This window comes from Streptomyces sp. NPDC086080 (assembly GCF_044540255.1).
GTDB lineage: Bacteria > Actinomycetota > Actinomycetes > Streptomycetales > Streptomycetaceae > Streptomyces.
In genome coordinates this window covers 108,527-122,927 of record NZ_JBITRU010000013.1, presented here as the reverse complement: position 1 = coordinate 122,927, position 14,401 = coordinate 108,527, and the positions used below count along the sequence as shown (strand labels likewise).

General features: G+C 71.8%; 12 protein-coding genes and 1 pseudogene. 9 read left to right on the top strand and 4 right to left on the bottom strand.

The annotated features are described in order from the left end of the window. Positions 1 to 171 precede the first annotated feature (171 nt). From ACIF9R_RS17900 to betT, 3 genes are read left to right on the top strand one after another with little or no spacing between them, the layout of a single operon-like run. Positions 172 to 1,638: an aldehyde dehydrogenase family protein gene (locus ACIF9R_RS17900; protein ID WP_399980649.1), complete on the top strand. Its 1,467-nt coding sequence runs from the start codon at positions 172 to 174 to the stop codon at positions 1,636 to 1,638. A 56-nt stretch (positions 1,639 to 1,694) separates the two neighbouring features. Further along, positions 1,695 to 3,248 (top strand): GMC family oxidoreductase, encoded by a 1,554-nt coding sequence (locus ACIF9R_RS17895; protein ID WP_399980647.1) that lies wholly within the window; start codon positions 1,695 to 1,697, stop codon positions 3,246 to 3,248. A gap of 33 nt (positions 3,249 to 3,281) precedes the next feature. Next, positions 3,282 to 5,408: a choline BCCT transporter BetT gene (gene betT, locus ACIF9R_RS17890; RefSeq protein WP_399980644.1), complete on the top strand. Its 2,127-nt coding sequence runs from the start codon at positions 3,282 to 3,284 to the stop codon at positions 5,406 to 5,408. A 35-nt stretch (positions 5,409 to 5,443) separates the two neighbouring features. On the opposite strand, the gene ACIF9R_RS17885 is transcribed toward betT, so the two are convergent. From ACIF9R_RS17885 to ACIF9R_RS17875, 3 genes are all read right to left on the bottom strand, one after another. Then, complete coding sequence (locus tag ACIF9R_RS17885; RefSeq protein ID WP_399980642.1) at positions 5,444 to 5,956, bottom strand: hypothetical protein; 513 nt, start codon at positions 5,954 to 5,956, stop codon at positions 5,444 to 5,446. A gap of 221 nt (positions 5,957 to 6,177) precedes the next feature. After that, positions 6,178 to 6,768 (bottom strand): HD domain-containing protein, encoded by a 591-nt coding sequence (locus ACIF9R_RS17880; RefSeq protein WP_399980639.1) that lies wholly within the window; start codon positions 6,766 to 6,768, stop codon positions 6,178 to 6,180. Positions 6,769 to 7,041: 273 nt separating this feature from the next. Next, entirely contained in the window at positions 7,042 to 7,806 is a 765-nt protein-coding gene (locus ACIF9R_RS17875) for a CDP-alcohol phosphatidyltransferase family protein (protein ID WP_399980637.1), read from the bottom strand. Between the two features lie 108 nt (positions 7,807 to 7,914). On the opposite strand from ACIF9R_RS17875, the gene ACIF9R_RS17870 reads away from it, so the two are divergent. From ACIF9R_RS17870 to ACIF9R_RS17850, 5 genes and pseudogenes are all read left to right on the top strand, one after another. After that, entirely contained in the window at positions 7,915 to 8,910 is a 996-nt protein-coding gene (locus ACIF9R_RS17870; RefSeq protein ID WP_399980634.1) for a dehydrogenase, read from the top strand. A gap of 115 nt (positions 8,911 to 9,025) precedes the next feature. Next, positions 9,026 to 9,424 (top strand): 6-carboxytetrahydropterin synthase, encoded by a 399-nt coding sequence (locus tag ACIF9R_RS17865; RefSeq protein ID WP_125502651.1) that lies wholly within the window; start codon positions 9,026 to 9,028, stop codon positions 9,422 to 9,424. Beyond that, positions 9,421 to 10,662: a glycosyltransferase family 4 protein gene (locus ACIF9R_RS17860; RefSeq protein WP_399980632.1), complete on the top strand. Its 1,242-nt coding sequence runs from the start codon at positions 9,421 to 9,423 to the stop codon at positions 10,660 to 10,662. Before ACIF9R_RS17865 ends, ACIF9R_RS17860 begins: the two co-directional genes overlap by 4 nt. Then, positions 10,659 to 11,723, top strand: a complete 1,065-nt coding sequence (locus tag ACIF9R_RS17855; protein WP_399980629.1) for a class I SAM-dependent methyltransferase — start codon at positions 10,659 to 10,661, stop codon at positions 11,721 to 11,723. Before ACIF9R_RS17860 ends, ACIF9R_RS17855 begins: the two co-directional genes overlap by 4 nt. Beyond that, positions 11,720 to 12,700, top strand: a pseudogene (locus tag ACIF9R_RS17850) (lysylphosphatidylglycerol synthase transmembrane domain-containing protein); the annotation flags it as partial. The gene ACIF9R_RS17855 and the pseudogene ACIF9R_RS17850, both read left to right, overlap by 4 nt. 152 nt (positions 12,701 to 12,852) lie before the next feature. On the opposite strand, the gene ACIF9R_RS17845 reads toward ACIF9R_RS17850, so the two are convergent. Continuing rightward, positions 12,853 to 13,689: a creatininase family protein gene (locus tag ACIF9R_RS17845; protein ID WP_399980627.1), complete on the bottom strand. Its 837-nt coding sequence runs from the start codon at positions 13,687 to 13,689 to the stop codon at positions 12,853 to 12,855. 41 nt (positions 13,690 to 13,730) lie between these two features. On the opposite strand from ACIF9R_RS17845, the gene ribA reads away from it, so the two are divergent. Next, positions 13,731 to 14,390, top strand: coding sequence for a GTP cyclohydrolase II (gene ribA, locus ACIF9R_RS17840; protein WP_399980625.1), 660 nt, complete (start codon positions 13,731 to 13,733; stop codon positions 14,388 to 14,390). The last annotated feature ends 11 nt before the right edge of the window (positions 14,391 to 14,401 follow it).

Genomic DNA, 14,401 nt, shown 5'->3' with positions numbered 1-14,401 from the left:
ACGTGTGGCGTGCACCGGACCCGCCCGCCCCGTCCGTAGGCACGCCCGGGGTACCCCCGCCACCCGGTCGCGACGGTGGCCGTGCGCCCCGCCGCCGGCGGCCGCACGATGGGCCGTGATGCCGACCGGCGGACCGATCGGTACCGGTCGCACGCGAAGGAGGCCCCCGCGATGGGCGAGCTGTACATCGACGGCGAGTGGACGGGCGCGGCGGCCGGCGGGCGGCGGGACGTGGTGAACCCGTACGACTCCTCCGTCATCACCACCGTCGACGAGGCCGATGCCACCGACGTGGACCGCGCGGTGCGCGCCGCCCGGCGCGCCTTCGACGAGGGGGACTGGGCGAACGCCCCCACCCGCCGCCGCGCCGACGTCCTGCTGCGCGTCCGTGAGCTGCTGCTGCGCGACATCGACGAGATCGCCCGCACCGAGACCCTCGACACCGGCAAGACGCTCACCGAGTCCCGCTTCGACGTGGAGGACGTGGCGAACGCCTTCCGGTACTTCGGGGAACTCGCCGGCAAGGACGGCGGCCGGGTCGTGGACGTCGCCCCCGACGTCCTCAGCCGCGTCGTGTACCAGCCGGTCGGGGTGTGCGCGCTCATCGCGCCCTGGAACTATCCGCTGCTCCAGGCCTCATGGAAGGTCGCCCCCGCGCTGGCCGCGGGCAACACCTTCGTCCTCAAGCCCAGTGAGCTCACTCCGCTCACCACCATCGCCATGATCCGGCTGATCGCGGAGGCCGGCGCACCGCCCGGCGTCGCCAACCTCGTCCTCGGCTCCGGAGCGGGCGCCGGCGCGGCGCTGACCGCCCACCCCGACGTCGACCTGGTGTCCTTCACCGGCGGCCTGGCCACCGGACGCGCCATCATGGCCGCCGCCGCGGAAGGGCCGAAGAACATCGCCCTGGAACTCGGCGGCAAGAACCCCAACATCGTGTTCGAGGACGCCGACTTCGACGCCGCCGTGGACTACGCGCTCGACGCCTCCTTCCTGCACGCCGGGCAGGTCTGCTCGGCCGGCTCGCGGCTGCTGGTCCAGGACTCCCTGCACGACCGGTTCGTCGACGCCCTGGCCGCACGCGCCCGCGCGATCCGCCTGGGCAACGGCTTGGACGAGGGCACCGAGAGCGGGCCGCTCAGCTCCGCCGAGCACCGCGCAAAGGTCGAACGGCACATCGCCTCCGCCCAGGAGGAGGGCGCCCGGCTCGTCACCGGCGGCATCCGCCCCGATGACCCGGCGCTGAGCCGCGGCTTCTTCCTGCTGCCGACGGTCTTCGCCGACTGCGACCGGTCCATGCGCATCGTGCAGGAGGAGGTCTTCGGACCGGTCGTCACCGTCGAGCGGTTCCGCACCGAGGACGAGGCGGTGGAGCTGGCCAACGACACCCGCTACGGCCTGGCCGGCGGCGTCTGGACCTCCGAGGCGAGCCGCGCCCAGCGCGTCGCCCAGCGGCTGCGGCACGGCACCGTGTGGATCAACGACTTCCACCCCTACGTACCGCAGGCCGAATGGGGCGGCTTCGGCCGCTCCGGCGTCGGGCGCGAGCTGGGCCCCACCGGCCTGCGCGAGTACCAGGAGGCCAAGCACATCTACCAGAACCTCGACCCGGGACCCTCCGGCTGGTTCAAGGGCTGACGGGCACGGCACGGAACAGCCCGTCACCACCCGACGGCACGGAAGAAAGGCACTCCATGGCCTCCACCACCCCGCACGGCGCCGAGTCCTCCTACGACTACGTCATCGTCGGTGGCGGCACCGCGGGCTGCGTCCTCGCCGCCCGTCTGAGCGAGGACCCCGACTGCCGCGTCTGCGTCGTCGAAGGCGGCCCCAGCGACGTCGGTGACGAACGCATCCTGCGCCTGCGCAACTGGATCAACCTGCTCGGCACGGAGTTCGACTACGGCTACACCACCGTCGAACAGCCCCGCGGCAACTCCCACATCCTGCACTCACGGGCCCGCGTCCTCGGCGGCTGCTCCTCCCACAACACCCTGATCAGCTTCCTGCCGCTGCCGCAGGACCTCGACGACTGGGTCGCCGCGGGCTGCACCGGCTGGGACCCGGCGACGATCCTCCCCTACCGCGACCGGCTGCAGACCAAGATCGTCCCTGTCGCCGAGGCCGACCGCAATCCCATCGCCAAGGACTTCGTCACCGCCGCCTCCCGGGCCACCGGTGTCCCCGTCGTCGACGACTTCAACGCCGAACCCTTCGCCGACGGCACCGGCTTCTTCTCCCTCGCCTACGAGCCGGAGGGCAACCTGCGCTCGTCGGCCTCCGTCGCCTACCTCCACCCGGTCCTGGACCGCCCCAACCTCACCCTCCTGCTGGAGACCTGGGCCCACCGGCTGCTCACCGACGAGTCCGGGAGGCTGACCCGGGTCGCCGTCCGCGGCGCCGACGGCGAGCCCGCCACCGTGCGCGCCGAACGGGAACTCCTGCTGTGCGCCGGGGCCATCGACACCCCGCGCCTGCTCATGCTGTCCGGCATCGGCCCGGCCGACGACCTGCGCCGCCTGGGCATCACCACCCACATCGACCTGCCCGGCGTGGGGGAGAACCTGCTGGACCACCCCGAGTCCGTGATCGTCTGGGAGACCGACGGCCCGCTGCCGCCCAACTCCGCGATGGACTCCGACGCCGGACTCTTCCTGCGCCTCGACCAGGGGCAGCCGCGTCCGGACCTGATGTTCCACTTCTACCAGGTGCCGTTCACCGTCAACACCGAACGTCTGGGCTACCCCGTCCCGGACAACGGGGTGTGCATGACGCCGAACGTGCCCCGGGCCCGTTCCACCGGCCGGATGTGGCTGCGCAGTTCCAACCCGGCCGAGCATCCCGCCCTGGACTTCCGGTACTTCACCGACCCCGAGGGCCACGACGAGCGCACCGTCGTCGAAGGGCTCAAGGTGGCCCGGGAGATCGCCGCGACCGAACCGCTGAGCGGCTGGCTCGTCCGCGAGGTCGCGCCCGGCCCGGACGTCACCGCCGACGCCGACCTGTCGGAGTACGGGCGGCGCGCGGCCCACACCGTCTACCACCCGGCGGGCACCTGCCGCATGGGCGCGGCGGACGACCCGATGGCCGTCTGCGATCCGCAGTTGAGACTGCGGGGTGCCGAGGGCGTGCGCATCGTCGACGCGTCGGTGTTCCCGACGATGCCCACCATCAACCCCATGGTGACCGTGCTGCTCGCCGCCGAACGCGCCGCCGACCTGCTCACCGGCAGGGCAGGCGCACCGTGACGTCCTGTCCCTCGACGAAGGAGGAACACGACTGTGTCGACCGCCGGAGGTAAGGACCCCGAATCGGCACCGGAGGAGATCCTGGCGGAGGACGAGCCGACCGCTCCGGTACGGCTCAAACCCGTGGTCTTCTTCGGGGCTGCCGTCCTCGTCCTCGCGATCTCGCTCTGGGCGATCATCACCCCCTCCGGGGCGGAGGACGTCATCGGAGTGGCGGTCGCCAAGATCTCCGGCTGGTTCGGCTGGTACTACTTCGTCGCCGCGACCCTGTACCTGCTGTTCGTCGTCTTCATCGCCCTGTCCAAGTACGGCACGGTCAAGCTGGGCCCCAAGCACTCCAGGCCCGACTACGGCGTCTTCACCTGGGGGGCGATGCTGTTCGCGGCGGGCATCGGCATCGACCTGATGTTCTTCTCGGTCTCCGGGCCCGTCAGCCACTACCTCGCGCCCCCGCAGGGCGATCCGCAGACGCTCGAGGCCGCCCGGCAGGCCGTGGTGTGGACCCTGTTCCACTACGGCATCACCGGCTGGGGCATGTACGCGCTGATGGGCATGGCTCTCGGCTACTTCTCCTTCCGCTACCGGCTGCCGCTCGCCATCCGCTCCGCGCTCTACCCCATCATCGGCCGCAGGATCCACGGGCGGATCGGTGACGCCGTCGACCTCGCGGCCGTCATCGGCACCGTGTTCGGCATCGGCGTGACCCTCGGCATCGGCGTGGTGCAGCTGAACTACGGACTGAAGGTGCTCTTCGACGTGCCGGAGGGGCTGGCCGCGCAGATCGCCCTGATCGTCGTCGCGGTGGCGATGGCCACCTTCTCCGCGGCCTCCGGCGTGGACAAGGGCATCCGCAGGCTGTCGCAGCTCAACATCCTCCTCGCCACCCTGCTGATGCTCTACATCCTGGTCGTCGGTGAGCCGTTCCGCCTGCTCAACGCCGTGGTCCAGAACGTCGGGGACTACGTCAGCCGCTTCCCGTCGATGACCCTGAACACCTTCGCCTACGACCAGCCCACCGAGTGGCTGGACGCCTGGACGCTCTTCTTCTGGGCCTGGTGGATCGCCTGGGCGCCGTTCGTCGGGCTCTTCCTTGCCCGCATCTCCCGCGGCCGCACCCTGCGCGAGTTCATCGCGGCGACCCTGGTCATCCCGTTCCTCTTCACCGGTCTCTTCCTGGCGATCTTCGGCAACAGCGCCCTGTTCGTGGTGCGCGACGGGGACACCGCGTTCGGCGAGACCGCCATGAACGTCCCCGAGCAGGGCTTCTACACCCTGCTGGAGCAGTACCCGGGCTTCCTGTTCAGCGCCGGACTCGCCACCTTCGTCGGCCTGCTGCTGTACGTCACCTCCGCGGACTCCGGGGCCCTGGTCATGGGCAACCTCAGCGCCGAACTGCCCACCCCGGTGACCGACGCGCCCACCTGGCTGCGCATCTTCTGGGCGCTGGCGACCGGACTGCTCACCCTCGCCATGCTCATCGTGGGCGGGGTGCAGGCGCTCACCAACGCCACCATCATCATGGGGCTGCCCTTCTCCTTCGTGATGTTCCTGATCATGGCCGGGCTCTTCCTGGCGCTGCGCACCGAACGGATGAAGGCGGAGGCGAGCATCACCACACTGCCCGGATCGCTCTCCGGACGTACCGGGCAGCACGGTCTGCCGGGGGCGCCGACCTGGCAGCACCGCCTGGCGCGGGCGATGGCGTTCCCCGGCAGGCGGGCGGCGGCGAGGTTCGTCGACCAGGTGTGCCGCCCCGCCTTCCAGGAGGTCGTGGGGGAACTGCGGGAGGCGGGCGCGGACGCGGAGGTCCTGGAGGGCACCGTGGAGGAGAACGGGCTCACCCACGTCGGCCTGCGCGTGCCGATCGGCACCGGCGACGAATTCCTCTACGAGGTCTGGCCCGTCGAGATGCCGACCCCCGGGTTCGCCACCCGGTCGGTCAGCCGGCACGACTCCTATGTGCGCTTCGAGGTCCGGCTCGCCGAGGGCAACCAGGACTACGACGTGATGGGGTACACCAGGGAACAGCTCATCGCCGACAGCCTCGACCAGTACGAGCGGCACCTGGAGTTCCTGAGGGTGCGCGACGAGGCCACCTCCCGCTCCAGCCTTCCCCACCATCGCCCCGACGAGCCGGACGCGCATCTGCCGGAGGGATAGGCCGCCGGACGGGCGGCCGCCGACCGGTGCGGGCGTCAGTTGGCCAGCGGGGTGCGCTCGGCGTGAGCGATCTCGATGGAGTCGATGTCGGACAGCGGACGTTCGTCGTCCTCCCTGCTGCTGTACATGCTGAACTCGCCCTTGTCCGACTCGGTCCTGTCGGGGTTCAGATGGGTCGCGCCGATGTACGTCTGGGCGACGAAGTCACCGTCTTCGTCGAAGCCGTTGACGATGACGGAGTAGTTGGCCGGCTCGTCGCCCCTGTTGGTGATCTCGAAGGAGAACTCGTAGGTCTCCTCGGAGAGGTCGGTGCAGTCGTTGTACGAGTAGAGATCGTCGTCGTCGCAGTACCCGAGATCACCGTCGTCGGTGACGAGTTTGCCGTCCGAGATCTCCACGTGGTCCATCGGGTTGCCGACGCCCGCCGAGTCGTTGCCGCCCTTGGCCAGCGCCCACCCGGCGGCGCCGCCGCCGGCCAGCACGACCACGAGGACGGCGACGATCGGCACGACCCGTTTGGCCGTCCCCTCCCGGCGGGCAGGAGCCACCGTTGGCGCCGATGCAGGGGGAGGGGCGGGCGGCGCGGCGGGGTACGCGGGCGTCGGAGGAACCTGCTCCGGTCTGTCGGACGTGCCGTTGTCGGTCATGCCGTGCCAACTCCTCGTCGCAGGGCGCACGTTCTGCGCGTGATATCCCTGTACCGAACATAGCGACAACGGTCAACTCTGAGAATACGCAGGGGATTTGACGTTCGCGGCGTGGGTGACCGTCAGGCGCCGGCGCGCGGTGGCGGCACGGTGAGGTCCGGTTCGCCGAACTCCGTACCCAGGGCCCGGAAGGCGGTCACCTTGTCCTCGCCGAAACGGCGGACGTAGACGGCGTACTCGTCGGCGGTGAGGAACGACGACGGCCGGGACTTGGAGTGGAACTTGTCCGCGTACATCACCAGCCGCTCCTCCTCCGTCACCGCCAGGTAGTCGGCGGGAGGAAGGGGGAGGCCCCGGCCGACGATGTCGTCGCGGGTGAGGCCGACTCCGGTGTGGTGGGAGCAGAAGCGGCGCAGGGGCTCGGGAAAACCTTCCGCTTCGAGGATCGCGTGACCGAGCAGGCCGTGCCGGATGTAGTTCGCGTGGTCCAGGCGTCCGTCGTCGCCGTAGAGGCGGTAGACGCCGATGTCGTGGAGCAGGCAGCCGGCCCGGACCAGTTCGGCGTCGAGGTGCGCGAGGCGAGGTGCGGAGAGAAGCCGCTCGGCGACGCTCCAGACGATCTCGCAGTGCGTGTGGACGAGCGTGAACGCCTCGGGGGTGGGCGCGTACTTCTCGTGCAGCGCGCGGATCTCTTCGGGGGCCGGAATGCTCATCGGGGGAGAGCCTAACAACCGCCGGTGGGGGCCGGGCGGGGTCGGGCGGGGTCGGGCGGGCCCGGGCGGGAAGTTCCCGTCGCGTCCGGATTCACGCGATGAGGTGATGCCGGCCGACGCGGGGCACGTGGTGGCGTCGCGAGCCGTTCGAGCTGGTGACGGGACATTCCGTCCACGTCTCACCTTGCACGACGGCGTCGGGAGCACACCATGGGTCTGTATCGGAAGGGCGGCGGGCGGGCCGGTGCCGGCCCGCGCGGGGGTACCCGGGGGTCAGCTCGCGACCAGTTCCCGCCGTACCTCGTGCGCGGGCGGAGCCACCCTCACCCGCGACGTCCGCCACAGCCACAGCACATCCCGGCCGAACGACCACACCAGGAGCCCCAGGGCCAGTGCCGCCACGGCGACATTGACCGCGTGCGGCAGCAGCGCCGCGCCCGCCACCAGCAGCAGCACACCCTGGAGCGCGGCCACCGTCTTGCGGGCCATGCTCGGCGGAAGCGGGGCGGTCAGCCACGGCCACACCCGCGCCGCGGCCACGAAGACGTACCGCATACCGCCGATGAGGAGCACCCACGGACCCATCGCCATCGACACGTACACACTCAGGACCAGGATCAGGAAGGCGTCCACCTCCATGTCGAAGCGGGCGCCCAGCGGAGTCGACGTACCGGTCCTGCGGGCCACCTTGCCGTCCACACCGTCGAGGATCAGAGCCACGGCGGTCAGACCGACGAGGAGGGAGACGGGCGGCGAGTCCTGGAACGAGTCGGCGACCAGCGCGGTGACCCCGCCGACCAGGGTGGCCCGGCCCAGCGTGACCCGGTTCGCCGCGCCGAAGGAGCGCAGCCGGGACCGGTGCAGGGCCCGGGAGAGCACCGCCCAGGTGGCGATCGCGAACGCGAGGCCGGTCAGCCAGCCCGCAGGGCCCATGCCGATCGCCGTACCGATCAGGGCCAGCAACAGGATCTGTACACCCGCCCCCACCGCGGTCTCCTGCTGTACGAGCCTCGCGTCGTAAGTGTTGTTCAGGGCCACCGAGCATCCTCCGGCCGTATGACAGAGTCGATCATCGCCGCTACCTTGTGCGCGGCCTGTGCACCTCTCGGTACGCGTGCAGCTTCCCGATCGTTCAGGAGGATTTCGATGAACCGCACCGCTCGCGCGTTCTGGATCGACTCGCCCGGCCGAGGGGTGATCCGGGAGATGCCCCTGTCGGCTCCCGGTGCGGACGAGGTGCTGGTGCGCTCGCTCTACTCCGGGGTGAGCCGCGGCACCGAGACGCTCGTCTTCCGGGGCGGCGTGCCCGAGAGCCAGCACCGCGCGATGCGGGCCCCGTTCCAGGAGGGCGACTTCCCGGGGCCGGTGAAGTACGGCTACCTCAGTGTCGGAGTGGTGGAGGAGGGGCCCGAGGAGCTGACCGGCCGTACGGTGTTCTGCCTCCATCCGCACCAGACGCGGTACGTCGTCCCGGCACACGCCGTCACCCCCGTCCCCGACGGCGTGCCCGCCGGGCGGGCCGTGCTCGCCGGCACCGTGGAGACCGCCGTCAACGCCCTGTGGGACGCGGCACCGCTGGTCGGCGACCGCGTCGCCGTGGTCGGCGGCGGAATGGTCGGCTGCTCGGTGGCGGCACTGCTGGCCCGCTTCCCCGGCGTGCGCGTCCAGCTCGTCGACGCCGACCCGGCGCGCGCCGGCATCGCGGACGCCCTCGGCGTCGGCTTCGCGCTCCCCGCGGACGCCCTCGGCGAGTGCGACCTGGTCGTCCACGCCAGCGCCACCGAACAGGGACTGAACCGCGCGCTCGAACTGCTCCGCCCCGAGGGCACCGTCGTCGAGCTCAGCTGGTACGGGGACCGCACGGTGAGCCTCCCGCTGGGCGAGGCCTTCCACTCACGGCGGCTGACCATTCGCGGCAGTCAGGTCGGCACGGTCTCCCCGGCCCGCGCGCACCGCGGCTACGCCGACCGCCTCGCCCTCGCCCTCGACCTGCTCACCGACCCCGCCCTCGACGCCCTGATCACCGGCGAATCCGCGTTCGAGGAACTGCCCGACGTCATGCCCCGCCTCGCCTCCGGCGAGACGCCCGCGCTGTGCCACCGCGTGCGTTATCCCGACCCGGAGCCGATCGCACACGCCTGACCTCAGAAAAGAGGTAGGGCGACGCTGAACAGGGGAAGGCAGTCAGCCGTACTACACGACATCCCCGTCAAAGATCGGCCGGGGAACAGACGCGCCGCACCTGGAGGGTCGTCCGTTGTTCAGCATCACCGTCCGCGATCACATCATGATCGCCCACAGCTTCCGCGGCGAGGTCTTCGGACCGGCCCAGCGTCTCCACGGAGCCACGTTCCTCGTGGACGCCACGTTCCGGCGTGAGCAGCTGGACGAGGACAACATCGTCGTCGACATCGGCCTCGCCACACAGGAACTCGGCGCCGTCGTCGGCGAGCTGAACTACCGCAACCTCGACAACGAACCCGACTTCGCGGGGATCAACACCTCCACGGAGTACCTGGCCAAGGTCATCGCCGACCGGCTCGCCGAACGCGTCCACAAGGGCGCCCTGGGCGAGGGCGCCAAGGGCATCGCGAAGATCGCCGTCACGCTCCACGAGTCGCACATCGCCTGGGCGAGTTACGAGCGTGCGCTGTGACCGACACGACCATCGAGATGACCGGCAGGACAGCCGACAGGACCGCCCGCAGGGCCGCCGACCGGGCCGGCACCGTCCGTCTGGACTACGTGCCCCAGCAGGCGTCCTTCCCGAGGAACGACGGGATCATCCCCATGTCCCTGCGCACCGTGCACTTCGTGATGCCGGGTGACGTCGACGACCCGGCCGCGCCGAGCGGCGGCAACGCCTACGACCGCCGCGCCTGCCTCGACCTGCCCGGCTTCGGCTGGCAGGTGCACCGGCACGCGGTGGCCGGCGACTGGCCCCGGCCCGACGCCGCCGCCCGCGCGGAACTCGCCCGCACCCTGCGCGAACTGCCGGACGGCAGCATCGTCCTGCTCGACGGTCTCGTGGCCTGCGGGGTGCCCGAGATCGTCGTCCCGGAGGCGGAGGAGGGACGGCTGGGCATGGCCGTACTCGTCCACCTTCCGCTCGGCGAGGAGACCGGACTCGACGCGGCCGTCGCCGCCGAGCTGGACGCCCGCGAGCGCGCGGTGCTGCGGGCGGTCCCGGCCGTCATCGCCACCAGCGACTGGGCCGTCCGCCGTCTCGTCTCCCACCACGGCCTCGCCCCCGAACGCGTCCATGTCGCCGCCCCGGGTGCCGACATCGCCCCCCTCGCGCCCGGCACCGACGGTGTCTCACGGCTGGTGTGCGTGGCCGCCGTGACACCGCGCAAGGGCCAGCACCGGCTCGTGGAGGCCCTGGCGACCGTGGCGGACCTGCCGTGGAGCTGCTCGCTCGTCGGCGGACTCGGCCACGATCCCGCGTACGTCGCCCACTTGCGGAACCTGATCCGCGAACACGGCCTGGAGGACCGGCTGGAACTGACCGGCCCGCAAACCGGAGCCGCCCTCGACGCCAGCTATGCCGCCGCCGACCTGATGGTGCTCACCTCGTACGCGGAGACGTACGGCATGGCCGTCACCGAGGCCCTGGCGCGCGGCATCCCGGTGCTGGCCACCGACGTCGGCGGACTGCCCGAGGCGGTCGGCCGCGCACCCGACGGGGGAGTGCCCGGCATCCTCGTCCCGCCGGAGAACCCCGCCGCCATCGCCGCCGAACTGCGCGGCTGGTTCGGCGAGGCGGACGTACGGCGCCGGCTGAAGGCGGCCGCCCGCAGCCGGAGGGCCGCCCTCGGCGGCTGGGCAGCCACCGCACAGAGCCTGGCGGCGGTCCTGCGCCGGCTCCCGACCGAACCCCGGAGGGCCGCATGACCAACCCGGCGACCACCACCCAGCACGGCGGGACGATCCCGGCCCGGCCCGGCCCCCGGGACGTCGCCGTCACGGACGCCGCACCCGGCCGGACAGGGGGCACAGCCACCGTGGAACCCGAGACCGCCCCCGCCCCCGCTTCACCGTCGGTCATCCCCGGGGCGGGTCCCGCCACGACCCGCCCCGGCGAGCGGGCCACCCTGCGGCTGCGGGACTCCGGCGACGACGAACCGGCCCGCTACGCTCCCGAGTGGCTCCAGCTGCGCGAACCGGCCGACGCCGCCGCCCGCTCGTACGACCTGCTCGACCCGTTGCGCATCCGGCTCGCCAATCTGCCGCGCCGGGCCGACGGTTTCGTCATCCACGACATCGGCTGCGGCACCGGCTCGATGGGCCGCTGGCTCGCGCCCCACCTCGACGGCGCCCAGCACTGGGTCCTGCACGACCGGGACCCCTACCTGCTGCACTTCGCCGCCGTCGCCTCCCCGCGCTCCGCCGCCGACGGCAGCCACGTCACCGTCGAGACCCGGCGCGGCGATGTCGCCCGGCTCACCCCGGAGGCGCTGTCCGGTGCCTCCCTGGTGACCGCGTCCGCGCTGCTCGACGTCCTCACCCGCGAGGAGATCGGCACCCTCGCCGCAGCCTGCGCCGGAGCGGGCTGCCCCGCGCTGCTGACCCTGTCGGTGGCGGGGCGCGTGGAGCTGACCGCGCCGCATCCGATGGACGAGGAGATCACCGAGGCGTTCAACGCCCACCAGCGGCGGGACGGCCTGCTGGGGCCGGACGCCGTCACGGTCGCGGCCGAGGCGTTCACCGAGCACGGGGCGACCGTACGACTGAACCCGAGCGCCTGGCGTCTCGGGCCGCGGCAGGCGGCGCTGACCGAACAGTGGCTCCGGGGCTGGGTCGGTGCGGCGGTGGAGGAGCGGCCGGAGCTGGCGGCGCGCGCCGCCGGCTATCTGAGCGACCGGCTGGAGGCCTGCGCGGCGGGCGAGTTGCGGGTCGTCGTCCACCACAGTGATCTGCTCGCCCTGTGCCGGCCGGTGGACGTGGCCGCATGAGTACGCGAACGGGGGAGGCCGCCGCCACCGCGGAGCGGGCGACGTCCGCGGGCGGCGAAGGGGCGTCACGGGGGCTGCTCGCACGGCTCAACACCCCTGCCGTACGGACGCGTCTGGGCACCCTCGCCGGTGTCGCGCTCCTCGCGGTGCTGTTCTGGCGGTTCGGCACGGGGGCGTTCGTCGACGGGCTGCGGCGCATCGACGGGCTCACGCTGCTCGCCGCGCTGGGCATCGGGCTGGTGACCACCGCGTTCAGCGCGTGGCGCTGGGCGTTGGTGGCGCGGGGGATCGGCATACGGCTGCCGCTGAGGGCGGCCGTCGCCGACTACTACCGTGCCCTGTTCCTCAACGCCGCCCTGCCCGGAGGTGTCCTCGGCGATGTCCACCGGGCGGTGCGTCACGGGCAGGAGGCCGGGGACCTGGGGCGCGGGGTGCGGGCGGTGGTGCTGGAACGTACGGCGGGGCAGCTCGCGCTGTTCGTCGCCGGCGGTGTGGTGCTGGTGAGCATGCCGTCTCCGGTGCTGGGGCCGGTGCGGCAGGTGGCGCCGGTGGTCGGGCTCGGGGTGCTGGGGGTCTGTGCGGTGGGGCTCGCGCTGCGGATGAACCGGGGAACGGCTGCGGCGGCGTCGGGGCGGGCGGCGCGGGGGCCCGGGTGGGGGGCGCGGATGCTGGGGGAGGCCCGGGCGGGGTTGTGCTCCCGGCGGAGCGCGCCTGGTGTGGTCTTGTCTTCCGTGGTGGTGCTGGGCGGGTACGTCGCCATGTTCGTGGTGGCCGCGCGGGTTGCCGGGGCGGATGCCGGAGTGGGGGAGCTGTTGCCGCTCGCCGTGCTGGCGCTGCTGGCGATGGCGCTGCCGCTGAACGTGGGGGGCTGGGGGCCGCGGGAAGGGGTCACCGCCTGGGCGTTCGGGGCGGCGGGGCTGGGGGCGGAGGTCGGGTTCACGGTTGCCGTGGTGTACGGCGTGCTCAGTCTGGTGGCGAGTCTGCCGGGGGTGGTGGTGCTGGTGGTGCGGTGGTATGGCGGGGTGCGGTCCGTCGGTGGCCGTGCGTCTTTCGCCCCCGCCGCCCCTTCCCTTCCCGTCCCCGGGGGCGGTGCCCCCGGACCCCCCTTTCGGCCCTTCGGGCCTCGTCCTCAAACGCCGGACGGGCTGGGGGGTGTCGCCGGGGGCGGTGTTCCCGGAGCGCCGGACGGGCTGGGGGTGGACGGTGGTTCGGTCAGTAGGGAGAAATATGGGGCGAAGGAATCCGTCAGGCTTGTCAGGAGTTCCTTGCCCTTTTCCGCCCAGGCCAGGGAAGGGCGGCCGATGACGCCGGAATCCGTATAGGCGGCCATACCGACGGTCAGGAGATGGCGGCGGTCATCCGCCACATGGTCCGAGGTCTCATAACCGGGGCGGAGCGATTCGGGATGAGTGTGCAGAAGGATGGAGGTCTCGATTTCGCCCGCGTGCATGTCCGTGAGGAGAGAGGTGACGACGCCCGCCCGTTCGCGTGCCGTCTCCCAGTCCTCCGGCGCCGGGTACAGGGCCATCCTTTCACCACGGGCCGACGCTTCCTGAACGGCGTTGCCCAGTACGTAGTTTCCGCCGTGCCCGTTGACCAGCACCAGGGTGTCCACCCCCGACCGGCGGAGCGAGTCGGCGATGTCCCGGATCACCGCGTGCAGCGTCACCGCCGAGATCGACACGGTTCCCGGCCAGGCCGCGTGCTCGTGCGAACAGGAGATGGTCACGGGAGGGAGGAGGTGCACCGGGTAGGCGTCGGCGATCTCCCGCGCGATCGCGCAGGCGACCAGGGTGTCGGTCGCCAGCGGCAGGAACGGGCCGTGCTGCTCGAAACTCCCGACCGGAAGAACCGCGATCCGCTGTGAGACGCCGGCTCCCCGCGTCCGTACATCCTCTGTAGTATCCGCCGGCAACAGACCGTGCACCGGGCCGTATGCCGCCGACCTCATGTGTGAACCACCCATATCGTCACGGCCTTTCGTCTCTGCTTAGGAACTCGAGAATCATGACAGAAAAAGTAGGCGTACTCGGCAAGAAGCCTCAGCGGCGGACCGGTGTGGAACGCGTCGTGAATGCGCCGCTGCCCACCGTGTACGGACAGTTCCAGGCGGTCGGTTATCTGGACCACGACCGCGGCGACGAGCAAGTCGCCCTGGTGTACGGCGATCTCGGCAGTGACCGGGTCCTCACCCGGCTGCACTCGGAGTGCCTGACCGGCGACGCCTTCGGTTCCCAGCACTGCGAGTGCGGCGACCAGCTGGCGGCGGCGCTGCGCGCGGTGGTCGCCGAAGGGGCGGGCGTGGTCGTCTACTTGAGGGGCCACGAGGGTCGCGGAATCGGGCTCCTCGCCAAACTGCGGGCGATGGCGCTGCAGGCGGAAGGGCTGGACACCGTCGAGGCGAACCTCGCGCTCGGCCTGCCGGTGGACTCCCGGGACTACGCCGTCGCCGCCAGGATGCTCCAGGACCTCGGCGTGCGGTCGGTGCGGCTGATGTCCAACAACCCGCGCAAGCGCGAGGCCCTGGTGCGGCACGGCGTCCAGGTCGCCGAGCAGGTGCCGCTGCTGATACCGCCGTGCGAGAGCAACATCACCTACCTGCGCACCAAGCGGGAGCGCCTGGACCACCACCTGCCCCACCTGGACGCGGTGGCACACCTGTCCTGACGCGGCGCCCG

What these genes read in the sequence shown, in the direction of transcription:
- ACIF9R_RS17845 (WP_399980627.1), bottom strand. Translation starts at nt 13,689, where the DNA reads ATGGGTGGTTCACACATGAGGTCGGCGGCATACGGCCCGGTGCACGGT.
- ACIF9R_RS17880 (WP_399980639.1), bottom strand. Translation starts at nt 6,768, where the DNA reads ATGAGCATTCCGGCCCCCGAAGAGATCCGCGCGCTGCACGAGAAGTAC.
- ACIF9R_RS17900 (WP_399980649.1), top strand. Translation starts at nt 172, where the DNA reads ATGGGCGAGCTGTACATCGACGGCGAGTGGACGGGCGCGGCGGCCGGC.
- ACIF9R_RS17870 (WP_399980634.1), top strand. Translation starts at nt 7,915, where the DNA reads ATGAACCGCACCGCTCGCGCGTTCTGGATCGACTCGCCCGGCCGAGGG.
- ACIF9R_RS17855 (WP_399980629.1), top strand. Translation starts at nt 10,659, where the DNA reads ATGACCAACCCGGCGACCACCACCCAGCACGGCGGGACGATCCCGGCC.
- ribA (WP_399980625.1), top strand. Translation starts at nt 13,731, where the DNA reads ATGACAGAAAAAGTAGGCGTACTCGGCAAGAAGCCTCAGCGGCGGACC.
- ACIF9R_RS17895 (WP_399980647.1), top strand. Translation starts at nt 1,695, where the DNA reads ATGGCCTCCACCACCCCGCACGGCGCCGAGTCCTCCTACGACTACGTC.